Here is a 24,136-nt window from a genome sequence, read left to right as displayed (position 1 = left end):
CGTTCAATCAAACGCGTAGGTGAATTCGCCGTCGCTCGCACCAACCTCGACCTTCGCGACCGTCCGCCCGTCGATCAGCCGCGTCAGGAATTCGGCGCTGATGCGCGGCAAAAGCGTGTTCGTGAGAATCGCGTCGATCATTCGTCCACCGCTCTCGAACTCGGTGCAGCGCGCGGCGATCTGCCGGACCATCGCGTCGTCGTAGTTGAAGGACACACCGTGCTGTTCGACAATGCGTCGTTCGATGCGCGAGAGTTGCAGCCGGATGATGGCGTCGAGCATCGCGTCGTCGAGCGGGTAATACGGAATCACGGCGACGCGCCCCAGCAACGCCGGCGGGAACACCTCGACGAGCGGCGCGCGCAGTGCGCGTGCGATCTGCTCCGGGCTCGGCGTGCTGTCCGGGTTGCCGCACAGTCGGGTAATCAGTTCAGTACCGACATTGGTGGTCAGCAGGATCAGCGTGTTGCGGAAATCGATCTGCCTGCCCTCGCCGTCTTCCATGCGGCCCTTGTCGAACACCTGGAAAAACAGCTCATGGACATCGGGATGGGCCTTCTCGAACTCGTCGAGCAACACCACGCTATACGGACGGCGCCGCACCGCTTCGGTCAACACGCCGCCTTCGCCATAGCCGACATATCCCGGCGGCGCGCCCTTGAGCGAGGACACGGTATGCGCTTCCTGGTACTCGCTCATGTTGACGGTAATGACGTTCTGCTCGCCGCCATACAGCGCTTCCGCGAGTGCGAGCGCGGTCTCCGTCTTGCCAACCCCCGAGGTGCCGGCCAGCATGAACACGCCGATCGGTTTGTGCGGATTGTCGAGACCGGCACGCGAGGTTTGCACGCGCCGCGCGATCATCTCCATTGCGTGCGCCTGGCCGACGATCCGCTGATTGAGCGTATCCGCCAGCTTCAGCACATTCGCGAGGTCGTCGCGCACCATGCGGCCGACCGGGATACCCGTCCAGTCCTGCACCACGGCGGCCACTGCATGCCGGTCCACGCCGGGCAGAATTAAGGGCTGATCGCCCTGGCGCCGTGCGAGTTCGCGTTGCAGAGCCTGCAGTTCGGCGACGCGGTGATCGCCGGCGGTATCCGTGCTGGCATCTTCTTCGAGTTCGCACCGCAACGCGAGGATGCGTGTGACCAGTTCGCGCTCGCCTTCCCAATTCGCGATCAGCTGCGCGAGGCGTGTGCGCTCGGCATCGAGCTTCGCGGCGATATCCGCGGCACGTCCGGCGGTGTCCATGCCGAGTGCGCTCTCACGCGCGATGATCCCGGCCTCGGTCTGCCACGCGTCGATGCGGCGGCGCGCGTCCTCGACCGCCGGTGGCACCGCGTGCTGGCTCACAGCGACTCGCGCGCAAGCGGTATCGAGCAGACTCACTGCCTTGTCGGGCAACTGGCGGGCTGGAATATAGCGGTGCGACAGCGTGACCGCCGCTTCCAGCGCTTCGTCGAGGACCAGCACGCCGTGATGCTGTTGCATCTGGCGTACGATGCCGCGCATCATCCGGATCGCGCATTCCTCGGACGGCTCCGGCACCTGCACGACCTGGAAGCGCCGCGTCAGCGCGGGGTCTTTCTCGATGTGCTTCTTGTATTCGCTCCACGTCGTCGCAGCAATCGTGCGCAGCGTGCCGCGCGCGAGCGCAGGCTTCAACAGGTTGGCCGCATCGCCGGTGCCCGCCGCGCCGCCCGCGCCGACCAGCGTGTGCGCTTCATCGATGAACAGGATCACCGGCCGCGCCGACGCCTGTACTTCTTCGATCACCTGGCGCAGGCGGTTTTCGAACTCGCCCTTCATGCTGGCGCCGGCTTGCAGCAAGCCGACATCGAGCGTGCAGACCATCGCGTCGCGCAGCGCGGGCGGCACGTCGCCCGCGACGATGCGCTGCGCGAAACCTTCGACGACGGCGGTTTTGCCAACCCCCGCTTCCCCTGTCAGGATCGGGTTGTTCTGCCGCCGGCGCATCAGGATGTCGATCACCTGGCGGATCTCGTCGTCGCGGCCCACGACCGGGTCCAGCTTGCCACTGCGCGCCTGTTCGGTCAGGTCGACGGTGTAACGGCGCAGCGCTTCCTGGCGGCCGAGCGCGGCGGCGGGCAAGGCGCCGCTGCCTGAACCTTCCGCCGTTGTGGCGGCGCCGTCATGACGCGTGCCGACACCCGGCGCCGTTGCCGCCATCCCCGCTTCCGGCGATCCGTCGAGCAGCACGGCAAAGCGTTCCGTCAGCGTGTCGAGCCTGATTTTTTCGACCTGACGCGAGATCGCGAACAAGGCGTTGCGCAGATTCGATGTGCGCAACATACCGACCAGCAAATGCCCGGTACGAACCTGGGTCGAGCCGAACATCAGCGAGCCGAATACCCAGCCCCGCTCGACGGCTTCATCCACCTGCGCGGAGATATCCGAGATCGACGTCGAACCACGCGGCAAGCGATCCAGCGCGAGCGCGATATCGCGAGCCAGCGCACCTTGATCGAGCTCGAAGTGCGTGATGACGCGCTGCAGGTCGGAGTCCTGAGCAAGCAGAATCTGATGTAGCCAGTGTACGAGCTCGACATAGGGATTGCCGCGCAGCTTGCAGAATACAGTGCCACTTTCGATTGCACGGTATGCCAGCGGATTGAGTTTGCTGAACAGCGCGACCCGACTGATCTCAGCCATGAAGAGTCTCCGGTTGACGAGGCGTGTGGGTAGGCGCGTTCGGCGCGATCACGACCCGATGTTTGTCATGGACAGGTGCGCCGCTCGACAGCCACGTGGTCCAGCCAAGCCGCGCGCCGCAGTTGCCGGGTACAGATGCTTCAGACGAAGCGGCCATGTCGCCGCACAGCCGCAGTGCGGGCACCTCGTCACGTCGCAGATGCAGCGTGACGTCCCAGTCGAGCGGATCGCGCAGATAGTTGCGCACCCAATCCACCAGCTTGCGCAGACTGGCGCCGCCAGGCAAAAAGCGTTGAAAGCCTTCGTAGCCGAGCGGCCCGATCACGATCCGGAACTTGTGCTGACAGTCCCAGACCTGGGTGCCGACGACGCTCGACACGCCGAGCCGCGCGCCGCCCAGCCGGGTGTGCTGATCGGCCGGCAAGCTCAGCCAGTGACCGCTCCACGACTCGAGCTCGACCGGCACGCCGAAGAACTGCTCGAGGATCAGCCGCAGCCCGCCCGCATGCCGCGTCGGCGCCGCCAGCAAGCCCGCAAAATGCAGCTTCGCGTGATCGGGCACCGTGTCGCGCTCGCGCAGCGCCGGAGTACCCAGCCCGAACAGGCTGCCGACATACGCCGAGAAGCGGTCCTCGTCCGCGCGGTCTGCGCTCACGACCGGCTGCGCCGCTGCCCACGCGCGGTAGAACAGCGTCAGCATCCGGTGATGGAACATGTCGAGAAAGCGCGCGAGCGTTCTGTCGTTCGCATGGCGCTCACGCTCGCGCACATACGCGGTCAAATGCGTGGGCAGCGGGCCGTTCGGGCCGAGCAGTCCGAGGAAATTCACCGCCAGGCGTCCAGGCCTGCCGTCCACACCTGGCGTATAGCCGCTCAGCGTGCTCGGATGGAAAATCAGTTCGGCATCCTGCGCAACGCGCACGGCGTCGTCGCGTGCGCTGGGCGACGTACCCAGACGCGGGCGCTGTGGATGCGCGCAGTCGATCAGCCGCAGCGCCTGGAAAAAGTCGAAGTGACGCGCGTCTTGCTGCAACTGGCGGTCTAGTTCTAGAGCGTCGCGCATCGTCCTGCCCTCGCTGGCCAGCGCATGATCTCGCCGCGCGTCGAGGTCGACGCAACGGTCTCGGCAAACGAATTGATCGATACGTATTGCGCAAAAAACTGCGCTAGCACGGCGCCAAGCAGAAAGGCACTGGCGCCTTCGAACGCGGCATCGTCGAACTGCAGCGTGATTTGCAGCCCGCGCCCGAACACGATCGGCCCCGGCGACGGCAGACGCCGCACGACCGGCGTGGAGTCGATCGAACGCAGACCGTCGATCTGACGCTGCGTGGGGCTGTCGCCCGCCGGGCAGTACAGCGCGAGCAATTCGCGCAACGCGTGCGCGCCCTGCTGCGGATCGCTGTCGAGCAGCGACGCGTAGTTCAGCGACAGATGGTTCAATAGACGCCACGCCGCCGGCCCTTCGGCGAACGACGGCAGCGGCCGGCTCGGACCCGCCACGCAGCGCACCGCCGCGACCGGCACTTCGGCGTCGACGGTGAAATCGGTCGAGCCGACGCCGACCGGCATCGACAGCGGCAGATCCCGGTTGGTGCACCATGCGCTCACGCCTAGCTGGCGCAGGTCACCGTGCAGCGGCGCGCTGGCGGCGTCGACCAGCGCCACGAACGTTTCGCTGCCCAGATAGCTGCTGCGAGCACCCTGTTGCTGCTGCCGTACCGAAGGGCGGCGTGCTTCGCGCCGCATCTGGTAAAACGCGCCGCCCTGTTGCTGCGCATCGAGATCCTTCGCGCAGTAGAACGGCCGGAACGGCTGCTCGGCCAGCGCGCCGGCGCGGTAGCCGGTGACCGCGTCGATCTGGTGGATCTCGTAGTCCATCGGCCGGGTGCGGTCCACGACCACGTGATATTCGAACGCCGTGTCGCTCAGTGCGATACGGTCGGTGCGGCGCAGAAACAGGTTGATGGCCGGCGTGCAATGCAACGCAAAGTGCGACGCGTCGACCGAGCGTTCGAGCAGCGGATCCTCGCGATCGAGCAGCACGACCAGTTCGACCTCGCGTCCGGCGCAGGCGCGCAGTGCGTCGCGCAGTCCCTCGATCCGCACGAACAGGAAGCGCGGCGCGAACGCGAAATACTCCTGCAGCAGGCGGTAGCCGTCGAATGACCGCTTGGCGACGGGCAGCAATGCTTCGCTTTCGCCAAAACCGAGCGGCTGCAATGCGCTTTTCGGCAGCAGCGCAGCGGGAACCGCTCCGGACGCGCCGGGCACCACCGCAACGCCGACGCATCCGGCGAGCAGACACTCGTGGATCCGCGCAGGCAGCGCGTCGGCGCCGCGCAGGTAGATCGCCACGCTGTCCAGGTTCATCCGCTCGAACGGCAACGTACCCGTCGCACGCAAACGCAGCCGCAGTCCAGCTTTGACGCCGGCGGGCAGCGGCACGCCGCTCGTGCTCGACGAACCGGTGTGGGTGAAGAACTTCGCCTGGGTGATCTCGATCGGCCACAGCGTCACGGCATGTCCGGTCCGGTACTCGCAGCGGGTCGACCCCGCTTTGTCGAGCAGGCTGCGCAGTACGGTATGACGCGGCACCGCCACGCCATCCGCCGCTGACGCGAGCTGCGGATTGGTGTGATCCGCCTGCAATTGCACCACCGCCATCGACGGCGTAGGCGCCAGATAATGCGGATACGTCAGCTCGGTCAGATGCTGCGTGAAGCGCGGAAACTCGGCATCGAGCTTCATGTGCACACGCGCGGCGAGAAAGCTGAAGCCTTCGAGCAGACGCTCCACGTAAGGATCGGCGCAGTCGATGCCATCGAGCCCTAGCCGCCCCGCGATCTTCGGAAACGCAGCGGCGAACTCTCCGCCCATTTCGCGCAGATGCTGCAGTTCCTGGCTGTAGTACTTGAGCAGGGACGGATTCATGACGGCTGCCCGGTACGCACTGCAGCGCCGCTGGCCGGCGCAGGCGCAGGAACAGACGCAGGCACGGCGGCAGCGGAGTCGAGAATCCGCACCTCGCCTGCTTCGAGATCCAGTTCAGTACGCAGATACAGGCGCTCGGGATACGGCTGCGACCACATATCGGCCTCGATCTCGAAACGCAGCACGTGCTCGTGGCGGGCGCCCTGCATGTCCTCCAGCGCGGCGACACGCACGGTCTCGCGGATGAGGCGCGGCTCGAAGGCCCACAACGCATCGCGGATACGCCGCTCCAGCGCCGCCGTGGTGAGCCCCGCGACATGCCGCCCCGCGAGGTCCGGCAAACCATAGTTGAGCACCGAGGTGGCGACATGCGGATAAGCCGCGACCTCCTGCACCCCATCCAGTCCGCTCGCATTCAGCAGCCAGCCGATATCGCGCTGGACGCTATCGCGCAACGCCCGTTGCGACAATACGCGGCGCTCGCGCGGCTCGTGCCGCACATCGGGTTCGAAATCGGTGAGCCGGTCGAGCAGCGAAGGCTGCAGGCGGTCACGCGCGGTCAGTTCGGTCATCGGAAACGCTCCGTGGCGATAGCGGGCCCGCAGGCCCGTGGAACTCAGGCGGCGGCAGCCGTCGGCAGCCTGGAGACGAGGCGCAACGACACGGTCAGGCCTTCGAGCTGGTAGTGCGGACGCAGGAAGAACTTCGACGTGTAGTAGCCCGGATTGCCCTCCACTTCCTCGACCACCACCTGAGCATCCGCGAGCGGCTTGCGGGCCTTGGTGTCATCCGACGAATGGGTCGGATCGCCGTCGACGTATTGCAGAATCCAGTTCTGCAGCCAGCGCTGCATATCGTCGCGTTCCTTGAACGAGCCCAGCTTGTCGCGCACGATGCACTTCAGGTAGTGCGCAAACCGGCAGCACGCGAAAAGATACGGCAGACGTGCGGCGAGATTGGCGTTGGCGGTCGCGGCCGGATCTTCGTATTCAGCGGGTTTGTGCAGCGATTGCGCACCGATGAACGCCGCGAAATCCGAGTTCTTCTTGTGCACGAGCGGCATGAAGCCGCTTTTGGCCAGTTCCGCTTCGCGCCGGTCGCTGATGGCGATTTCCGTCGGGCATTTCATATCGACGCCGCCGTCATCGGTCGGGAAGGCGTGCACCGGCAGACCTTCGACGGCGCCACCCGATTCGACGCCGCGAATCCGCGAACACCAGCCGAACATCTTGAACGAGCGGGTGATGTTGGTCGCCATCGCATACGCGGCGTTGGCCCACGCGTATTTGCTGCTGTCAGCGCCAGCCGTGTCTTCCTCGAAGTCGAATTCCTCGACCGGGTCGGTCTTCGCGCCGTAGGGCGCGCGGGCCAGAAAACGCGGCATCGCGAGGCCGATATAGCGCGAATCCTCCGACTCGCGCAGCGAGCGCCACGCGGCGTGCTCGGGCGTCTGGAAGATCTTGGTGAGGTCGCGCGGATTGGCCAGTTCCTGCCACGAATCCATCAGCAGCGCGGCCGGATCGGCACCGGCGATGAACGGCGCGTGCGCGGCCGCGGCGATCTTGCTGATCTGCGTCAGCAGATCCGTGTCCGGGCCGCCGTGATCGAAGTAATAGTCCGCCACCAGCGCGCCGTACGGCTCGCCGCCGAACTGGCCATACTCTTCTTCATAAAGCTTCTTGAACAGTGGACTCTGATCCCACGCGACACCCTTGTACTTCTTCAGCGTCTTGTGCAGTTCCGTCTTCGACATGTTCATCACGCGGATCTTCAATGACTCGTCGGTTTCGGTGTTGTTGACGAGGTAGTGCAGACCGCGCCAGGCGCTCTCGACCTTCTGGAACGGCTCGCTATGCAGGATCAGATTGATCTGCTGCGTGAGCGTGTGATCGATCTGTGCGATCAAGGCTTCGATGGTCGCGAGCGCGTCGCCGCTGATCACGCCGGTGTCGCGCAAAGCCTGCTCGGCCAGCGTGCGGACGGCGCTTTCGACAGCTTCGCGGGCGCGTTCGGACTTCGGCTTGAATTCTTTTTGCAGCAAGGCCGAGAAGTCGTCGAGGCCGGCCGCGCCGTCGGCTGTGGCTGCGTCGCTCGCGGCGGACGCCAACTCGCGCTGGGTGCTGAGATCGTTCATGGCGTCATGCTCCGGAAGAAGGGGCTTGCGGGTCTTGCCCAGCGTGACCGCCGTCGTCGGCCTGCGCCTCATGCGCTCGCGGTGTGGCGGACAGGGCCTGCATCAGCGCGGGCTCTTCGAGCAGCTTCGCGATCAGCGCTTCAGCGCCGCTCTTGCCGTCCATGTAGGTCAGCAGATTGGCAAGTTGAGTGCGGGCTTCGAGCAGACGGCGCAGCGGCTCGACTTTGCGGGCGATTGCGGCCGGCGCGAAGTCGTCCATGCTCTCGAAGGTCAGGTCGACCGCCACGTTGCCTTCGCCGGTCAGCGTGTTCGGCACCTGCACCGCGACGCGCGGCTTGATCGACTTCAGGCGCTCGTCGAAGTTGTCGACGTCGATCTCCAGAAACTTGCGCTCGCTGGCGGGGACGAGCGGCTCGGCCGGTTGTCCGGACAGGTCCGCCAGCACGCCCATGACGAACGGCAGGTTGACCTTCTTCTCCGAGCCGTAGACTTCGACGTCGTACTCGATCTGCACACGGGGCGCCCTATTGCGCGCGATGAACTTCTGACTGCTTTCCTTTGCCACGATTGCTCTCCTGTGTCGACCGGAGTTAGCGCTTTAGCGCTTACTCCGGTCCCATGCAAGGTGTATGTCGACCGGAGTTGGCGCTTTAGCTGTCGGCCGGAGTTAGTGCTTCAGCACTTACTCCGGACCCATGCAAAGCACTTACTCCGGTCCCATGAAAGATGGTTGCTGTGAATTCAAACCTGCCTGCTCAAGGCGCTGCGCATCTTCACGCGACGCCGCCCAGATGCCTGAATTGACCGACGCCGTCCGGTGCCACGTCTTCGACGATTTCGATGAAACTCTTGCCGACCAGCCGCCGGGCCCGTTGCAACAACACCGGCAGTGGGCTCGACGGTTCGTGCTGCGCGTAGTACGTGCAGATCCTGTCGAGCGCGTCGATCACGTCCTGTCCGCTGGCGATCTGGGTGCTACGAAATGCTGCTGCCGGGTGCCCCGGGGTTGATGCCGTGATTGCGGCGGCGGTGCCCGCGTATTCGTCCGCTGCAACATCCCCCTGCACGTCTTTTGCCGGCACGTGCGCCGTGACGACTTCAGCGATCCGCGCCAGCACCCTGGCGAGCGGCGTGAAGTCGAGCGCGCGGGCAGGTCCAACGCGTTCCGTCAGCAACGCTTCGATCCGCGAAACCGACGCAAGCGACCCACGCACCGCGGCCAGCGCCGCCTCCACTTGCGGCAGACCGGTCAGCGCAAACGCCGCGTCGATCGCTTCCTGACTCGGCACGTCAGCGCCGTCTTGCTGCTGCTCTCCCGTGGCCAGCTCGACATGGCGCAGCGTGATGCCATGCTGGCCGCGCGGCACGATAAACGGCACATCGCGCAAATCAGCCGGCAGCGCCGCGCCATCAATCAATCCCGACATCGCGTTGACTCGCGCGGTGGGATCGTTCTGATCGTTCGGATCGAGCTGCGGATGAACCGTGTCCCAACGCGTTTCGAGCAAGCCCTCGATCAGCCCGAGCCCCCTCTCCAGCCCGCTGAAACCCTCGCGCATCAAGGCCGCCCGCGTGTAGTGCACGGCTACCCGCAAATCGCGGCTGCGGGCGAGCAGCGCGCTGGCGAGCGACAGCGCTTCGGCCCAATCCGGCGGCGTCGCCGGAATCACCGTGTCGCCGTACTGCGCGTCGGGCTTGCCGGTCACCGCCTGCTCGAGCGCCCGGAACTCCGCGCTGTACTCCTCGTCTTCGCCGCACGGCAGGTCGGTCGTCAAGTCGGTCAACCAGGCGGCGCTGTCAGCTTGATTCATCTCGATGTCCATGCGTTGGGGGTGTGGGCTGCCCGCGCGCAGCGAAGCGCGCGCGGGCAATCACGGTTCCGGTTCGGTTCAGGTACGGGATTGGCGGGCCGCGTGCTACGCGTTCAAGCCGAGGCGTTCTTCGGGATATGCCACTTGCCGGTGACGGCGCCGCCTTTTTTCGCGCCGGTGTTGTCCTGCGGCTGGTACTCCATGTTGAATTGCGCAAAGTTCAGTGTGATCGTCTCCATCACTTCGTCGCCGCCGCTCGAACCGAACGTATGGCTGCTTACCAGCACCTCGTTGAGCTTGATCTTCAGGTACTCGACCGGCGAGGTGCCACCCGCCTTGCGCAGCGTCAGCAGCGCCTCGGGCATATGGGTGCCCGCGCAGCAAGCCTGAATCACCGTCGGGCTGCTTTTGTCGACGTACTTGCAGATGGTCAGATCCTGCACCTGCACGCAGCCCGTGCCGCCCCCTGTGCCGCTATGCGTGCTGCCGGTCTGCGCGCAGCCCCACGACCAGCTCAGCAGCTCCATCTCATCCACGTGGTCGGTTGCCTGCGATTCACCTTTGATGTCGCCCAGTTTGAGGAACATATCTACGGCCATGTCAGTCTCCAAAAAAAGAGTGCGCTTCGTCGCACCAGAAAAAATCGTGTCATGGGTTCGCGAAAGAAAAGCGGCGCGCAGCAAGCGATGCTTTTTGATTCGGATACCTAATCATTGTGGCTGGATCGCTGTTCAATCCAAAACCTGCTTCACCCTGCAATCATGCGTTCACTACGTTCACTTCATTGCCTGCGTTCACTGCGCTCCCTGCGTGGACGCATTGCCTGGACTACGCGAACCGATGGCGCTCCGGATTGCCGCCGCCACCGCTGCGCCCGCGCCGCCTTCGCACAGTTCCGCCCATTCGCTAAGGGTCTCGCGATCCGCCAGCGGGGTCTCGCACAAGCGGGCAAAACGCTCGAGCGTGCCTTCCGACCCCACTACGCTATGAAAGCGCTGGTGGCCGATGCAGGCATCGAGCAATACCGTCATGCCGGCTTCCCGGGCCTTGTCAAGGACGTTTTCCATGGTCTGTCTCCTATGTCGATGGGAGTTAGCGCTTCAGCGCTTACTCCCATCCCATGCATGTTGTATGTCGATGGGAGTTAGCGCTTCAGCGCTTACTCCCATCCCATGAAAGATGGTTGCTATCGAGCGGTGCATCTGCGCATCTAGTGACCCGAAAACAGCCGGGCTCACCTGGTTATTCCGGAAAAATCGCGAAAAAAACCCAAAAAAACCTTGGAATAAAGATCGGACTCAACTGTTATGTAGGTACACGCGCGATATGTAGAGGAGCGCCGCCGATGAACGACGATGATCTGCCGGCCGTCCTGCCGACGCTGCTGCCCCGGTTGTGGCGCTTCGCGCTGCGCCTGACGCAGAACCAGCACGACGCGGAGGACCTCGTCCAGCGCGCCTGCGTCCGGGCGCTGGAGCGGCGCAGTCAACTGCAGCCCGGCACTTCGACGCTGAGCTGGCTGTTTTCGATCGTGCACTCGACGTGGATGAACGAGCTACGGGCCCGTTCGATCCGGGGGCGCGGCAGTATGGACTGGCAGGACGAAGAGATCGAAGCCTTCGCCGACCCCTCAGCGCACAATCCGGAGATCGACCTGATGCATCGCCAGGTGATCAACGCAGTGGAGGCCCTGCCGGACGCGCAGCGCGTCGTGATGGTGCTGGTGGCAATCGAAGGATTGAGTTACAGGGAGGCCGCGGAAGTGCTCGACGTGCCGATCGGCACGGTCATGAGCCGTCTGTCGCGGGCAAGGCTGACAATTGGCCAACAATTTGGCGTGCAATCGTCGTCTGCAGCTCGCAAGGGAGAATCAATATGATGAACGTCGATGACTCGCTGCTGATGTCGTATGTCGACGGGGAGCTTCCGCCGGAACAGCGCGCGGAAGTCGAAGCGGCAATTGCCCACTCGGACGATCTGTCCGCGCGGGTGGCCGCGTTGCGTGCATCGGTCTTACCGTACCGCGCCGCCTACGAGCGTCAACCGGTGCCGCCCGTGCCGGAGAGCCTGAAGCGCCGGATCGACGAACTGGTCAGTGTCAGCACGCCGTCGCAGCGCAGCAGGCGCGATGGGCGGCGCGCGCCGATGCAATGGCTGGCGGCTGCATTCGTCGCGGGCGCAATCTGCTCGGGCGTGTTGACCGGATACCTCGGCGCCCTGACGCCGTTCCACTCGAAGGTCTCGCCCTGGGTGCAAAGCGTGGCCGACTATCAGGTGCTATATGGACGCGAGACGGTCGCCGGCATCAAGGAGGACCCTGCCACGACCGAGCAGGTACTTGCCGACATCCGGCAGCGCGACGGCATGCCGGTTCGCGTGCCGGATCTGCGTCAAGCGGGGTTGAAGTTCAAGCGCGTGCAGCGACTGGACTACCACGACCGACCGCTGATCCAGATGGTTTATCTACCCGAACGCGGCGGTCCGGTTGCGCTCTGCGTGATTGAAGACGCGAACGCTGATGAGCCGATTCACGCGCAACAGGTCGGCGATATGAAGACGGTGACCTGGCGCGCGAACCGGATGGCTTATGTGCTGCTTGCGAAAGACGCTTCCGTGGACCTGCAGCAGATGGCCGAACGGATCGCGGCCGGCAAGACGGCCAACCTTTATAGCAAGGCAGCGGACGACGACGCCGTCAGCAGTTGAGGTGGCGATCTGAGCGGCGTTTTGGACATTGGCAACGTACTCCCGGGATATATAGCGGCGCCCCGCCTTGGGGGTATCCGGTCAGCGTAGGGGTGCGCTTCCGGCTTATCTCTGGATTAACGGCTCGACGACAATTTTGTCGGTAGGGGCGTTGTGCGCTTCTCCAGTTTCCTGAAGCATTCGGGCGCGGACCTCACTGCGAAGTACGTGTCGCTGCACTGCGCGGACAGCTATTGGACCAGCATCGACATGCCCACTGCCCTGCATACGCAGGCGCGGCTCACGCTGACCTACGACGGCCGGGTGCTGCCGTCTGAGTTCGGCTTCCCGATGAAGCTACGCATGCTGACCACGCTCGGGTACAAGATTCCGAAGCACATCGTGGCGATCAGTGTGACGAATGGATATCCCGGTCCACCCACGGCCGCTCTGCTGCCGGGAAAACGGTCGTCAGAACTGGAAGCCAGGCCACGAAAGCACCCATGGACTGCGCTAGACAATGACCTTGAGGCTTGTGTAAACGAGTCGAACGCCGATTACAACCAGGATGATGTACGCAAATTTATAGAAATGCGTGACGTTTAGCCGGCGGTTCAGCCAAACACCTGCACAGATCCCAAACACCGCAATAGGCGTGAGAACGAGGCTGGCGAGTAAAGTCGTGCGGGTGAACAGCCCAAGCATGGAAAAGCTGACCAGTTTCGCCAGATTGACGACCGCGAAAAATGCCGCCGTGGTGCCGGCAAAGCAGCGCTTGGTGAGTTTATACGGCAACAGATAGATGGCCAGCGCCGGTTCGCCCGCGTTAGCCATGAAACTTGTGAAGCCAGAGGTGGCGCCCCAGAAGATGCTCGAGGCCGGGTGCAAACGATGACGCTCTTCCCGTGCAGGGCCACGCGACTGCAACCAGCGACGCCGGGCAAAGTCGATTGAGATCACACCGACGCCGAGTCTTAGCCATGCTTCCGAAAGATGGTGTATCGCCAGTGCACCGAGTCCAGTGCCAACGAGTGCGGCAGGGATCACGATACGCAGCAATGGCCAACTCCATTCGCCGCGATATTGCCAGAGCGTGACCAGATCAGTCAGGCAAAGGATGGGCAAAAGAAGTGTCACCACAACGGGCACTGGCAAGTGCAGTGCGATAAGTGGCACGGCCACGACGCCGAGGCCAAGCCCGAGACTACCCTTTGAGATGCTGGTCAGCAGAAGTGCCGGTATGCTCGCAACGTAGAACCAGGGGTCGCTGATTAAGGAAGTACCAAGCATCTAGTGAATTTCTGTGCCGACGCGTTACGAACCTTGAGGCGACTATTCAACCGCGGCTCGTCCAGACGCAGTCGCCAGCTCCGGCACAACCGACCGGGCAGGTCGCATGCGGTGCAACTCAGATTCGAGGGCGCGTTAGTAGCAATGACTACCGACGCGAATGACAAAACCCAATAGCGGTACATTTCGCGCGGCAGCCACTATGAAACCGCACAAGCGCGAAAGTTGGCATGCTACATCGACTGGATCACGGGCGCAATGATAACGATTATTATTTCTCTTTTAGCCGGCTGTTGGCCGGATTGTTGCGCGTCGAATGCTATATGGCTGCCCGTAGTGTCGAGGCAGTGCCACTCATGCAGTCGCTTCTTCGGCGTCGTCACCGGCAGCCGCGGCATCGATCAGGCAGCCGCTGCCATAGCCTTGCTCGCAAGATAATCGACCATGCGCCGGGCGGCCGGCTGCAACGCTTCCAGCTCACGAAAACACACCACGAACCGGCGCAGAGCCCACGAGTCGGTCAGCGGAATCGTTTCGACGTCGAAGATGCGCTTGTAGGTCTCCCCCACTTCGAGCGGCACAACGCTGATGCCGAGCTTGGCGGCGACCACGCGGAACGCGGCGTCGAAATTGGACACGATCACGCGGTATGACACCGTCCGCCCCGCTTTGGCGGCCGCGCGTTGCAACATCGCGTGGACGGCGGTTGCGGGCGGCATGCCGACGTGATCATGCTCGAGCGTCTGCTCGAAATGGGCTGACTTCAATCCGGCCAATGGATGTCCGGGATAGACGGCGAGCGCAAGCCGGTCCTGACGATAGGGCACGTGTTGCAAGCCCTCGAGGTCCGCACTGTCCCAGCAGACACCGACCGAAGCCGCCCCTTCCCTGAGCTGGCGAACAAGGTCGACGGACAGACGTTCCTCCACGTCCACCCGGATGTTCTGGTTGTCCGGTGCGCGCATGAAGGATGCGATGTCGTCCAGCAGTGCCTCGGCGATCGCAGAAGCCGTCGCGCATATGCTGACGCTGCCTCTCAGACCGCTGCCAAAGGCTGCGACATCGCTCGCGATCCGGTCCATCGTGAACAGGACATTGCGCGCGTGTTCGACCAGAGTCAGCCCCGCAGGTGTCGGCTGAACGCCGCGACGCGAGCGCGTCAGCAACGGGACGCCGAGGTCGGTCTCCAGTTGAGCGATGCGCTTGCTGATCGCAGATGGTTCGATGTGCTCTTCCTCCGCCGCGCGGCCCATGTTGCGGTGCTCGCAGACGGCCACGAACAGCCGCAACGTCTTGAGATCGATGTCTCGCATTTCTGTCTCCTCACCGCCCTTTACTTTCCATATCGGAATCTCTCCGGTTCCAAAATACCTCTTTATGTCGGACGTGGAAAGCCTAAAGTGCACACATCGCCAGCACACATGACTGGCAGGTATCCAGGAGACACACATGTCCTCGTTCCCCCCGAACGTCGTCATCCGCGAAGTAGGTCTGCGTGACGGCCTCCAAAGCATCCAGACCATTCTTCCGACGGAACGCAAGATCGAGTGGATCGCCGACGCCTACGCCGCGGGGCAGCGCGAAATCGAAGTGGGTTCGTACGTTCCCGCCAAACTCCTGCCGCAGCTCGCGGACACCGCCGAGCTGGTCGCCTACGCGAAAACCCTGCCTGGGCTGCTCGTCTCGGTCCTGGTCCCCAATCTCAAGGGCGCGGAGCGCGCCATCGAGTCGCAGGCGGATCTGATGCTGGTGCCGCTGTCGGCCAGCCATGCCCATAGCCTCGCCAACCTGCGCAAGACGCCCGACGAAGTGATCGCCGAAGTCGCCCGCATTCGTGCCGCACGCGACGCCGCCGGCTCCAAGACGCTGATCGAAGGCGGCATCGGTACCGCCTTCGGCTGCACGATCCAGGGCGCTGTCGATCAGACCGAAGTGCTGCGCTGCATGCAGGGCCTGCTCGACGCGGGCGCCGATCGCGTGAGCATCGCCGATACGGTCGGCTATGGCGGCCCTGCCGCCGTGCGCGAACTGTTCGGCAAGGCCCGCGCGATCGCCGGCGACAAGTTCTGGTGCGGTCACTTCCACGACACGCGCGGTCTGGCTCTCGCCAACGTCTACGCCGCGCTCGAAACCGGCGTGGCCCGCTTCGACGCCACGCTCGCCGGTATCGGCGGCTGCCCGCATGCGCCGGGTGCGAGCGGCAACGCGTCGAGCGAAGACCTTGCATTCATGCTTGCCGACATGGGCATCTCCACCGGCATCGATATTCCCCGCCTGCTTCTTCTGCGGGAAAAGGTCGCGCAGTGGCTATCCAGCGAAACGCTTCACGGCGCGTTGTGGCTTTCGGGTTTGCCGAAAACCTTCGCGCACTCGTCGACCGCAACACTCAACGCCTGAGGTCATCATGAATACCCCGAATCCGCTTCCTCTCGCCGGTGTGCGCGTCATCGAGTTCACGCACATGGTCATGGGCCCGACCTGCGGCATGATCCTCGCCGACCTTGGCGCCGAAGTCATCAAGATCGAGCCGCCGGGAGGCGACAAGACGCGCAAGCTGCCCGGCCTCGGTATCGGCTTCTTCCGCACGTTCAACCGCAACAAGAAGAGCGTGGTGCTCGACATCAATACCCCTGACGGCCACGCCGCCGCTCTGGAGTTGATCGGTCAGTGCGACGTCATGCTGGAAAACTTCCGGCCGGGCCTGATGACGAAGCTGGGTCTCGACTACGAAACGCTGTCGAAGATCTATCCGAAGCTGATCTATGTCTCGCACAAAGGCTTCCTGCCCGGCCCGTATGAAAAGCGCCTCGCACTCGACGAGGTCGTGCAGATGATGGGCGGCCTTTCCTATATGACGGGACCGGTTGGCCGGCCGCTGCGCGCCGGCACCTCGGTCAACGACATCATGGGCGGCATGTTTGGCGCGATCGGCGTGCTGGCAGCACTGCGTGAGCGCGACACGACTGGCCGAGGCCAGGAAATCCAGAGTGCGCTGTTCGAGAACTGCGTGTTCCTGAGTAGCCAGCACATGCAGCAATACGCGATGACGAAAGAACCGCCGCCACCGATGCCCTCACGCGTTTCGGCCTGGAGCGTCTACGACGTCTTCACGCTAGCCGACGACGAACAGCTCTTCATCGGCGCCGTGAGCGACAAGCAGTTCATCACGTTGTGCGACGTACTGGAGCGGCCCGATCTCGCCGCAGAGCCGCAGTTCGCCAACAACGCTCTGCGCGTGGCGGTTCGGCCCGAACTGCTGATTCGCCTCGGCGAAATTCTCAAGCATCACCGCGCCGATGAGCTCTCCCCGAAGCTCGAAGCCGCCGGCATTCCCTATGCGCCGATCGTGCGCCCTGACCAGTTGCTCGACGACCCGCATCTGAAAGCAAGCGGTGGCCTCGTGCCGATGGAAACCGAGGACGGTATGACCGACGTCGTGCTCCTGCCCTTGCTGATGGGCGGACGCCGGCCGGGTGTGCGTCAGGCGCTGGCCCGTGTCGGCGAGCATACGCAGGAAATTCTCGCCCGCCTGACCGGCCGGGCAGCGGCTTGAGTCACTTTTTGCAACCTGAGTTCATGACTATCTACAGCATTAGCGGCAACGCGCCGCAAATCGCAGGCAGCGCCTGGGTTGCTTCTCAAGCCACGCTGGTCGGCCGCGTCGAACTCGGCGAACGCACGAGCGTCTGGTTCGGCGCCGTGATCCGCGCCGACAACGAACCCGTGAAGATCGGCGCTGGCAGCAATGTTCAGGAAGGCGCGGTACTGCACACCGACCCGGGCTTTCCGCTCGATATCGCCGGCAATGTGACGATCGGCCATCAGGCGATGCTGCACGGTTGCACGGTCGGCGAAGGATCGCTGATCGGCATCCAGGCAGTGGTGCTGAATTGCGCGGTCATCGGCAAGAACTGTCTGGTGGCAGCAGGTGCGATCGTCACCGAGGGCAAGAGCTTCCCCGACCGGTCGCTGATTCTCGGCGCGCCCGCGAACGTGGCGCGCGAACTGAGCGATGAAGACGTGGCGCGTCTTGACGAAAGCGCTGCCGACTATGCACGGCGTGCCGAACTGTATCGCGGCGAACTTCGCCACATCGGCTGAGCGTAGACCTGAGATCAATGTTTTCCTGAATCGTGGAGCTTGTCATGGCTGATCTGTTTGAGAACCCAATGGGCCTGATGGGATTCGAATTCGTCGAATTCGCTTCGCCCACCCCCAATACGCTGGAACCCGTGTTCGAGAAGCTTGGCTTTACGCTGGTCGCGCGTCACCGGTCGAAGGACGTGGTGCTGTATCGGCAGGGTGATATCAACTTCATCGTCAACAGGGAGCCGAAGAGCCCGGCGGCCTATTTTGCCGCTGAACATGGCCCGTCGGCTTGCGGTCTTGCGTTCCGGGTGAAGGATTCCCACAAGGCCTACAACCGCGCGCTGGAACTCGGCGCACAGCCCGTGGAGATGGCCACCGGTCCGATGGAATTGCGCCTGCCCGCAATCAAGGGTATCGGCGGCGCACCGCTCTATCTGATCGACCGTTTCGAAGACGGCAAATCCATCTACGACATCGACTTCGAGTTTGTCGAAGGGGTGGATCGCCATCCGGTCGGGCACGGACTGAAGCTTGTCGATCATCTGACACACAACGTCTATCGCGGCCGTATGTCGTTCTGGGCGAGCTTTTACGAGCGCCTGTTCAACTTCCGTGAAATCCGCTACTTCGACATCTCCGGTGAATACACCGGCCTGACCTCGAAAGCGATGACGGCGCCCGACGGCAAGATCCGCATCCCGCTGAACGAAGAATCGTCGAAGGGCGCCGGGCAGATCGAAGAGTTCCTGATGAAGTTCAACGGCGAAGGCATCCAGCACGTCGCGCTGCTGAGCGACGACCTGCTGGCGACGATCGACAGCCTCGTCATGGCCGGTGTGCCGCTCATGACGGCGCCGGGTGAAACCTACTACGAGATGCTCGAAGAGCGGCTTCCTGGGCACGGCCAGCCGGTGGCGGAACTGCAGACTCGCGGCATCCTGCTCGACGGCAATACCTCGGGAGACCAACCTCGGCTGCTGTTGCAGATTTTCTCGGACACGCTGCTCGGTCCGGTGTTCTTCGAATTCATTCAACGCAAGGGCGACGACGGATTTGGCGAAGGCAATTTCAAAGCGCTGTTCCAGTCGATCGAACGCGATCAGGTTCGCCGTGGAGTGCTTGCGCGGGAATAGTTCGTGAATTCGCCGGTACTTCTTAAGCGGAATCCGGCGACGCAATTCCCATCAGGCTTTCTAAAAACAACACGGCCACGGGACATATCAAGGAGACACTCATGCAACGCGTCATCACTACGGAAATTCCGCCGGTCGCGGCATCCGATGCCCGAACGCAGGCACGTACCGCTGCGGTGCTTTCGGCGCGGATGGACCGCCTACCCGCTACAGGCTATATCTGGATGCTGGTGTTCCTCATATCGCTCGGCGGATTCTTCGAAGTCTACGACCTTATATTCACGGGTTATATCGCGCCGGGCATGGCTAAAAGCGGCCTGCTGCAGACGACCACCCAAGCATTTTTCGGCTTTCAGGGGATCGCCGGCTTCATCGCGGCCACGTTCGCGGGCCTCTTCGTCGGGACGTTCGGGTTCGGTTGGCTGCCTGATCGCTACGGGCGCCGCGCCGTGTTCACGTTCTCCCTGCTCTGGTATTCCATCGGCTCGGCCATCATGGCATTTCAGACCACGGCCGAAGGTGTGGTTCTGTGGCGCTTCATCACCGGCATCGGTGTGGGCATCGAGATCGTGACGATCGACAGCTACGTCACCGAGCTTGTCCCCCAGCATATGCGAGGCCGGGCGATGGCCTTCAACCAGATGATCATGTTCGCCGCTGCGCCGGTGGCCGCGATCCTCTCGTTCTGGCTGGTGCCGACGACCGTGTTCGGCCTCGACGGCTGGCGTTGCGTGGTGCTCATCGGTTCGATCGGCGCCGTGTTCGTCTGGTTCATTCGCCGTGCCGTGCCGGAAAGCCCGCGGTGGCTCGCGTCGCATGGCCGCGAGGAGAAAGCCGAACGCATTGTCGAGAAAATGGAGGCGAAAGCCGTACAGCAGTCGGGTCGTCCTCTGCCCCCGCCTGCACCTGCTGTCGAGCAGCCGGCCCATCGTCGTGCTTCGCTCGCCGAGCTTTTGCAGCCGCCCTATCGCAGCCGGTTGATCATGCTCGTCGTGTTCAATTTCTGTCAGGCGATTGGCTACTACGGCTTTGCCAACTGGGTGCCGACGCTGTTGATCGGGCAAGGTATCACCGTCACGAAGAGCCTGCTGTATTCGTTCGTGATTGCGATCGCGCTGCCTGTTGGCCCGATGATTGCCATGCTGTATGCGGACAAGGTGCAGCGCAAATGGCTGATTGTCGGCGCCGCGTTCGCAGTCGTGGTGTTCGGGCTGCTCTTTGGACAGTTGAGATCAGTCGTGCCACTCATCGTGCTAGGCGTATTGATCAGCCTCGCCGGGCAAACGATCTCCGTGTGCTACCACGCGTACCAGTCGGAGTTGTTCCCCACCGCTGTGCGCTGCCGCGCCAACGGCATCGTGTATTCGGCGAGCCGGGTCGGCGCAATGATGTCAGGTTTTCTTATCGCCTTCCTGTTGCGCGACTTCGGCGTGACTGGGGTGTTCGCCGGCATTACCGCGTGCATGGTGGTGGTGATGATCTCGATCGGTGCGTTCGGTCCCAAGACCAACGGGCTACGGCTTGAAGAAATCAACCACTGAACGCTTCCAGTATCGAAGGATCTGGCGACGACCACTCATCAATCGGGCTTCGGCAACAGTTTCGAATCGGAGGCGTTGCCTGGTGCGCTGCCGCAGTGAGGCCGACATCGCTTTGTCACTGCATTTGACCGCGGTCCTTGTCATTTCCACGGGGATCTTCAGGGCCGTCTTCGCGCGATCGATTCTGACCATGCTTCGCACCGAAGAGCCGGCCGTTCGCGGATTCGCTCCTGACGTCGCGTCGCACGGCATCGGCTCGGCCAGGGCCTTTCAGGTCAGTGAGGAAATGGCCGCATTTGCGGGGCTCGGCATGGGGCTGAACCGCGTGCTTACTGCCTTTGTTGTGCCTGTGCCGATGCCGCTCGCTGCGCACCGGGTTTCTGTCTAACCGATATTGGCACCGGCGGGCATCGCGCGCAGTGCAGCGGCGCACTGCGCGCCTTACCGTGAGAATCTGCAACGTAGGAGCCCAATCATGGGAAACGAACATGATGAGGTCGTGGTTCAGGAAGTCGGTCTGCGGGATGGCTTGCAACGATTGTCCAGCATCATGCCAACAGGCGACAAAAAGCATTGGATCGACACCGCATACGCGGCGGGGGTGCGTCATATGGAGCTCGCGTCGTTCGGGGTACTGGCCACGCTGCCGCAACTCATTGATGGCGCAGAACTCGTAGCCCACGCCCGCCGCCATGATGGCCTTGTCATCACAGCGGTCGCGACAGATGAGGCGGGGGCGCGAGCCGCATTGGCCTGCGGAGTACACCGGATTGTCGCTCCAATCTCCGCCAGTGCGCTGCACAGTCTCAGCAATGTTCGACGCACGCCCCGCGAGATGATCGAAGAGTTTCGCAAGATCCGTGAACTGCGCGACAGGACAGATGGAACCCGTTCGACGAAAGTCGTCGCCGCGTTAGCGACCGCACTGGGCTGCGCGTACAAGGGCGCGGTACCGCACGTCGAAGTCTGTGATGTCGCGCTCCAGGCGGTCGACGCCGGGTGTGACGAACTGGCCCTCGCCGACACGACTGGGCTGGCCACACCGGACAAAGTCGTCGACCTGATCGAGATCCTTCGGCCATTTTGCAGCGACAAACTGAAGACAGCCCATTTTCACAACACATGTGGCCTCGGCCTCGCCAACGTCGTGGCGGCGTTGCAATGTGGTATCCACTCATTCGACTCTTCCCTCGCGGGACTCGGTGGCGCGGACGGCCCGAAGAGCGCGTCGGGCAATGTCGTGACAGAGGACCTGGTCTTCATGCTGGAGAGCATGGGCTATCGGACCGGGATCGATCTGCGCAAACTGATGGGCTGCCGGACGGTATTGAACCGAACATTCGGACAACGAGCGCTCGAAGGATTCGTCGCCCGCTCGGGGGTACCTGATGAATTTCAATTGCAACCGATGCTCTGGTCAAGCACGCACGCCTGATCGTGAAAGGTCACGAAGGCCGACAGGCGGAATCGAGCGAGTACTCAACCGGCGCGCGCGGGCACGTGCGTGTGCTTGCGAATGTCTCTTCAATGATTGAATTTCTTCCCAAGGCGCTGTCCTGGTTCCTGAAGGAAAATCCGGCCGTCCACGTTGACGTAGAAGCACGTATTAGTGCCGAGATCGCGCGAGACGTGCAGGACGGCTTTGCAGACATAGGAATTGCCGCGACCGTACACCAACGGCCGAACTCTCCACTTGGACGTACCGCTTTGACAACCTCACGCTCGTCTTGCCCAACGGACACCCGCTGGCAGTGGAGACGTCTGTCGATTTTGTGCAGACGCTCGTGTCGACTTGTACGGGTTGCGGATCGCCTTCAAACGCAGACTCGCGTGTGCTTGCCGATGTGACGAAGCCGAGCCGGCGTGCCCGAGCCCGAACGGCATTGCGGTTCATTTGTCGCAGCCTGCTGGCTTCACCCGTTGTTCTCTCAGCGCGATTGCCTTATCCAGCACCTGGACTAGCTGCGTCATCGTGTTGGCTTCGAATTCAACACCAATTATTTTCAGACGTAGTTTCCGGCCGGCATTCGCCTCTAACCACGCCCCGAGAGCGGCGCTTAGTGCCGGCCCTACTTGGGCCAGAGAAAAAACGAATTCGCCCATTAGGGGCCTGCGAGCGTCGACAATGTCCATGTTCAAGGCGACAGAACTGACCTGGATGTCCGCGGCATCCAGCGTCTGGAAAAATGCCCGTAGGTTGGCCTGGAACTCGTCACTGAAAAATGGGCTGTCATCGGCGCTCGGAATCAGCAGGATTCGAAGCCAAGCTGGGCTCCTCACTGTCTTGTACCTCCATGAATCGAGTAGAGCACTCCGCCACATTTGTGTGTACTACTCGCAATGAGCGGCATCGCTCGCCCCCCCTTCTCTATTCCGTCATTCAGGACACTAGAAAAGCGCAGGATGTCGCGCCGGTTCGGCTGGCAATATATTGAGCTCTGCAAGCCGTTTGCCCCTCACTTGATCACTTGGCAGCCGCCTCTGCATGCGCTTACGCCAGGTAACCATACTGCCGATCGAACCGTAGGGCCTCTTCAACATCAGTGAAGTCTAGCCGGAACAGCTGAATGCAAGCTTAACGACTCCAAATTCAGATTGAGTTTTTCGGATATGACGCATATGGTGCACAGAAGCATTGCCTATAGCAACGACGGTAACCGCTGGTTTCCCAAGTTACACATAGACGTTTGCTTCGACTCCGTCTGTCGTGCGGCGCGTGATGTTGACAAGCAAACGCGTTTAGTTTTGCTACCTCTGCGTGCTCTGGCTATCGGCGGACGACTACGCCGAAAGAGCGCTTTCTGGAGGAATGTAGAAGCGAACGTTGCGCCGGTCGAGCAACGTTGTATAGGCTCCAAATACCTCGACAACCACAAAGAGGCGCCCGTCGCCTCTCCTTGTCACGGTCTCAGTTGCCAGAGGCGTCTCATCCAAGCTGGTCTCGGGGTACATGACGAACGTCGGTGCCACTAACCACATACACAACGGTCTCGGCGATATTGGTCGCGTGGTCCCCAATACGCTCGATGGCCTTCGCAATGAACAGGTGATCCAGTCCAGTCGAAATTGCCCGAGTGTCTTCCATCATGTACGTCACGAGCTTGCGCACGAAGGCTCGGAACTCATTGTCGATGGCCTCGTCATCCTTGATGATCTGTGCTGCTGCAACGGTATCCATCCGCGCAAATGCATCCAGCGCTCTGCGAAGAATGTCTAAAGCCATTTCGCCGGAGGCCATGATTTCAGAAATGTTGATTCTTCGGGCCGCTGTATCCATGGCGATACGGCGTGTCTGCTTCGCAATCTTCCGAGCCTCGTCTCCCGCCCGTTCGAGGTTGGTGACACACTTTGAAGTGGCCATCAGTAGGCGCAGGTCCCGGGCGGCCGGCTGCCGACGTGCAATGATGTTGCTAATTTCTTCGTCGATTTCAGTTTCCATCTGATTGAGTCGACGTTCGCCGTCGAGGACTTGCTCAACAAGTTCCAGGTCGAACGAAATCATTGCCTCCATCACGCGTGAAATCTGCGACTCGACGAGACCGCCCATTCCGAATAACCGGGTTGAGAGCTGTTCGAGGTCGCCATCAAACTTGCTCGAAGTATGTTTGTCCGCCATCTTATTCCTGTCTACCAGACTGTAGGCGATAGAGCCCGGCGCAGCATTCGATTAAAAAAGCCGCTCCCCTCGACCTGCAACCAACGATGAGCGATGCTTACGGATACATGGCTTTAGAATATAGATTCTCTATGGCACTCGAAGTATCCCCTTATGAAACGCATCCGCCTGTGTCTGCGTTTCGACATACCTCACGCGTACGCGTCCCACATGAAAAAGAAGGCCCA

Annotated in this window: 22 protein-coding genes and 2 pseudogenes; 11 read left to right on the top strand and 13 right to left on the bottom strand. The window is 62.5% G+C overall.

Features of this window, described 5'->3' with window-relative positions:
* Positions 1-3: 3 nt before the first annotated feature.
* The 9 genes from tssH to FVF58_RS51865 form a co-directional block, all read right to left on the bottom strand.
* Positions 4-2,676 carry a type VI secretion system ATPase TssH gene (tssH, locus tag FVF58_RS39470; protein WP_149675082.1) on the bottom strand — a complete coding sequence of 891 codons (2,673 nt, stop codon included), beginning with the start codon at positions 2,674-2,676 and terminating at the stop codon, positions 4-6.
* Positions 2,669-3,739, bottom strand: a complete 1,071-nt coding sequence (tssG, locus tag FVF58_RS39465; RefSeq protein ID WP_149675081.1) for a type VI secretion system baseplate subunit TssG — start codon at positions 3,737-3,739, stop codon at positions 2,669-2,671. Before tssG ends, tssH begins: the two co-directional genes overlap by 8 nt.
* Positions 3,724-5,610, bottom strand: a complete 1,887-nt coding sequence (tssF, locus tag FVF58_RS39460; protein WP_149675080.1) for a type VI secretion system baseplate subunit TssF — start codon at positions 5,608-5,610, stop codon at positions 3,724-3,726. The genes tssG and tssF overlap by 16 nt, the downstream gene beginning before the upstream one ends.
* Complete coding sequence (tssE, locus tag FVF58_RS39455; RefSeq protein WP_149675079.1) at positions 5,607-6,182, bottom strand: type VI secretion system baseplate subunit TssE; 576 nt, start codon at positions 6,180-6,182, stop codon at positions 5,607-5,609. Before tssE ends, tssF begins: the two co-directional genes overlap by 4 nt.
* A gap of 44 nt (positions 6,183-6,226) precedes the next feature.
* The gene (gene tssC / locus FVF58_RS39450; RefSeq protein WP_246217401.1) at positions 6,227-7,744 is read right to left on the bottom strand and encodes a type VI secretion system contractile sheath large subunit; all 1,518 of its coding nucleotides are present in this window, start codon (positions 7,742-7,744) and stop codon (positions 6,227-6,229) included.
* A 4-nt stretch (positions 7,745-7,748) separates the two neighbouring features.
* On the bottom strand, positions 7,749-8,309 hold the full coding sequence (gene tssB / locus FVF58_RS39445) for a type VI secretion system contractile sheath small subunit (RefSeq protein ID WP_149675078.1): 561 nt from the start codon (positions 8,307-8,309) through the stop codon (positions 7,749-7,751).
* Positions 8,310-8,517: 208 nt separating this feature from the next.
* Positions 8,518-9,555: a type VI secretion system protein TssA gene (tssA, locus tag FVF58_RS39440; RefSeq protein WP_149675077.1), complete on the bottom strand. Its 1,038-nt coding sequence runs from the start codon at positions 9,553-9,555 to the stop codon at positions 8,518-8,520.
* Between the two features lie 113 nt (positions 9,556-9,668).
* Positions 9,669-10,238, bottom strand: a complete 570-nt coding sequence (locus FVF58_RS39435) for an Hcp family type VI secretion system effector (RefSeq protein ID WP_281291340.1) — start codon at positions 10,236-10,238, stop codon at positions 9,669-9,671.
* 111 nt (positions 10,239-10,349) lie between these two features.
* Complete coding sequence (locus tag FVF58_RS51865) at positions 10,350-10,622, bottom strand: hypothetical protein (protein ID WP_188131078.1); 273 nt, start codon at positions 10,620-10,622, stop codon at positions 10,350-10,352.
* A gap of 278 nt (positions 10,623-10,900) precedes the next feature.
* On the opposite strand from FVF58_RS51865, the gene FVF58_RS39425 reads away from it, so the two are divergent.
* The 3 genes and pseudogenes from FVF58_RS39425 to FVF58_RS53445 form a co-directional block, all read left to right on the top strand.
* On the top strand, positions 10,901-11,434 hold the full coding sequence (locus FVF58_RS39425; protein WP_149675076.1) for an RNA polymerase sigma factor: 534 nt from the start codon (positions 10,901-10,903) through the stop codon (positions 11,432-11,434).
* Positions 11,431-12,261 (top strand): anti-sigma factor family protein, encoded by an 831-nt coding sequence (locus FVF58_RS39420; RefSeq protein WP_246217400.1) that lies wholly within the window; start codon positions 11,431-11,433, stop codon positions 12,259-12,261. Before FVF58_RS39425 ends, FVF58_RS39420 begins: the two co-directional genes overlap by 4 nt.
* Before the next feature lie 147 nt (positions 12,262-12,408).
* Positions 12,409-12,675: pseudogene (locus tag FVF58_RS53445) on the top strand (molybdopterin-dependent oxidoreductase); the annotation flags it as partial.
* A gap of 78 nt (positions 12,676-12,753) precedes the next feature.
* Here the strand turns inward: FVF58_RS53445 and FVF58_RS39410 are convergent.
* Complete coding sequence (locus FVF58_RS39410; RefSeq protein WP_149675074.1) at positions 12,754-13,530, bottom strand: sulfite exporter TauE/SafE family protein; 777 nt, start codon at positions 13,528-13,530, stop codon at positions 12,754-12,756.
* Positions 13,531-13,931: 401 nt separating this feature from the next.
* Entirely contained in the window at positions 13,932-14,843 is a 912-nt protein-coding gene (locus FVF58_RS39405) for a LysR family transcriptional regulator (protein ID WP_149675073.1), read from the bottom strand.
* 136 nt (positions 14,844-14,979) lie between these two features.
* On the opposite strand from FVF58_RS39405, the gene FVF58_RS39400 reads away from it, so the two are divergent.
* The 8 genes and pseudogenes from FVF58_RS39400 (at position 14,980) to FVF58_RS53440 (ending at position 22,141) form a co-directional block, all read left to right on the top strand.
* A complete protein-coding gene (locus tag FVF58_RS39400; RefSeq protein WP_149675072.1) occupies positions 14,980-15,927 on the top strand; it encodes a hydroxymethylglutaryl-CoA lyase in 948 nt (315 codons plus the stop codon).
* A gap of 7 nt (positions 15,928-15,934) precedes the next feature.
* Positions 15,935-17,083: a CaiB/BaiF CoA transferase family protein gene (locus FVF58_RS39395; protein ID WP_149675071.1), complete on the top strand. Its 1,149-nt coding sequence runs from the start codon at positions 15,935-15,937 to the stop codon at positions 17,081-17,083.
* 23 nt (positions 17,084-17,106) lie between these two features.
* On the top strand, positions 17,107-17,631 hold the full coding sequence (locus tag FVF58_RS39390; protein ID WP_149675070.1) for a gamma carbonic anhydrase family protein: 525 nt from the start codon (positions 17,107-17,109) through the stop codon (positions 17,629-17,631).
* A 44-nt stretch (positions 17,632-17,675) separates the two neighbouring features.
* On the top strand, positions 17,676-18,752 hold the full coding sequence (hppD, locus tag FVF58_RS39385; protein ID WP_149675069.1) for a 4-hydroxyphenylpyruvate dioxygenase: 1,077 nt from the start codon (positions 17,676-17,678) through the stop codon (positions 18,750-18,752).
* Positions 18,753-18,853: 101 nt separating this feature from the next.
* Positions 18,854-20,293 carry an MFS transporter gene (locus FVF58_RS39380; protein WP_149675068.1) on the top strand — a complete coding sequence of 480 codons (1,440 nt, stop codon included), beginning with the start codon at positions 18,854-18,856 and terminating at the stop codon, positions 20,291-20,293.
* 124 nt (positions 20,294-20,417) lie between these two features.
* A pseudogene (locus tag FVF58_RS39375) lies at positions 20,418-20,681 on the top strand (LrgB family protein); the annotation flags it as partial.
* An 87-nt stretch (positions 20,682-20,768) separates the two neighbouring features.
* Positions 20,769-21,728 carry a beta/alpha barrel domain-containing protein gene (locus FVF58_RS39370; protein WP_149675067.1) on the top strand — a complete coding sequence of 320 codons (960 nt, stop codon included), beginning with the start codon at positions 20,769-20,771 and terminating at the stop codon, positions 21,726-21,728.
* A 2-nt stretch (positions 21,729-21,730) separates the two neighbouring features.
* A complete protein-coding gene (locus FVF58_RS53440) occupies positions 21,731-22,141 on the top strand; it encodes a LysR substrate-binding domain-containing protein (RefSeq protein WP_425469009.1) in 411 nt (136 codons plus the stop codon).
* A 42-nt stretch (positions 22,142-22,183) separates the two neighbouring features.
* Here FVF58_RS53440 and FVF58_RS53435 read toward each other — a convergent pair whose 3' ends face one another.
* Positions 22,184-22,573, bottom strand: coding sequence for a hypothetical protein (locus FVF58_RS53435; protein ID WP_246217399.1), 390 nt, complete (start codon positions 22,571-22,573; stop codon positions 22,184-22,186).
* Between the two features lie 646 nt (positions 22,574-23,219).
* Positions 23,220-23,909 carry a phosphate signaling complex protein PhoU gene (gene phoU, locus FVF58_RS39360; protein WP_149675066.1) on the bottom strand — a complete coding sequence of 230 codons (690 nt, stop codon included), beginning with the start codon at positions 23,907-23,909 and terminating at the stop codon, positions 23,220-23,222.
* Positions 23,910-24,136: the final 227 nt, after the last annotated feature.

The organism is Paraburkholderia panacisoli, from assembly GCF_008369935.1.
In the GTDB taxonomy this organism is placed as follows: domain Bacteria; phylum Pseudomonadota; class Gammaproteobacteria; order Burkholderiales; family Burkholderiaceae; genus Paraburkholderia; species Paraburkholderia panacisoli.
The sequence above is the reverse complement of the archived record's forward strand: the minus strand, read 5'-3'. Positions and strand labels throughout refer to the sequence as shown.

Bases quoted from the DNA above. Each gene is read 5' to 3' on its own strand.
- FVF58_RS39380 (WP_149675068.1), top strand. From the start codon at position 18,854: ATGCAACGCGTCATCACTACGGAAATTCCGCCGGTCGCGGCATCCGAT.
- FVF58_RS39425 (WP_149675076.1), top strand. From the start codon at position 10,901: ATGAACGACGATGATCTGCCGGCCGTCCTGCCGACGCTGCTGCCCCGG.
- FVF58_RS39400 (WP_149675072.1), top strand. From the start codon at position 14,980: ATGTCCTCGTTCCCCCCGAACGTCGTCATCCGCGAAGTAGGTCTGCGT.
- hppD (WP_149675069.1), top strand. From the start codon at position 17,676: ATGGCTGATCTGTTTGAGAACCCAATGGGCCTGATGGGATTCGAATTC.
- FVF58_RS51865 (WP_188131078.1), bottom strand. From the start codon at position 10,622: ATGGAAAACGTCCTTGACAAGGCCCGGGAAGCCGGCATGACGGTATTG.
- tssG (WP_149675081.1), bottom strand. From the start codon at position 3,739: ATGCGCGACGCTCTAGAACTAGACCGCCAGTTGCAGCAAGACGCGCGT.
- FVF58_RS39395 (WP_149675071.1), top strand. From the start codon at position 15,935: ATGAATACCCCGAATCCGCTTCCTCTCGCCGGTGTGCGCGTCATCGAG.
- FVF58_RS39390 (WP_149675070.1), top strand. From the start codon at position 17,107: ATGACTATCTACAGCATTAGCGGCAACGCGCCGCAAATCGCAGGCAGC.
- tssH (WP_149675082.1), bottom strand. From the start codon at position 2,676: ATGGCTGAGATCAGTCGGGTCGCGCTGTTCAGCAAACTCAATCCGCTG.
- tssF (WP_149675080.1), bottom strand. From the start codon at position 5,610: ATGAATCCGTCCCTGCTCAAGTACTACAGCCAGGAACTGCAGCATCTG.
- FVF58_RS39370 (WP_149675067.1), top strand. From the start codon at position 20,769: ATGGGAAACGAACATGATGAGGTCGTGGTTCAGGAAGTCGGTCTGCGG.
- FVF58_RS39410 (WP_149675074.1), bottom strand. From the start codon at position 13,530: ATGCTTGGTACTTCCTTAATCAGCGACCCCTGGTTCTACGTTGCGAGC.
- FVF58_RS39420 (WP_246217400.1), top strand. From the start codon at position 11,431: ATGATGAACGTCGATGACTCGCTGCTGATGTCGTATGTCGACGGGGAG.
- tssE (WP_149675079.1), bottom strand. From the start codon at position 6,182: ATGACCGAACTGACCGCGCGTGACCGCCTGCAGCCTTCGCTGCTCGAC.
- tssC (WP_246217401.1), bottom strand. From the start codon at position 7,744: ATGAACGATCTCAGCACCCAGCGCGAGTTGGCGTCCGCCGCGAGCGAC.
- phoU (WP_149675066.1), bottom strand. From the start codon at position 23,909: ATGGCGGACAAACATACTTCGAGCAAGTTTGATGGCGACCTCGAACAG.
- tssA (WP_149675077.1), bottom strand. From the start codon at position 9,555: ATGAATCAAGCTGACAGCGCCGCCTGGTTGACCGACTTGACGACCGAC.
- FVF58_RS39405 (WP_149675073.1), bottom strand. From the start codon at position 14,843: ATGCGAGACATCGATCTCAAGACGTTGCGGCTGTTCGTGGCCGTCTGC.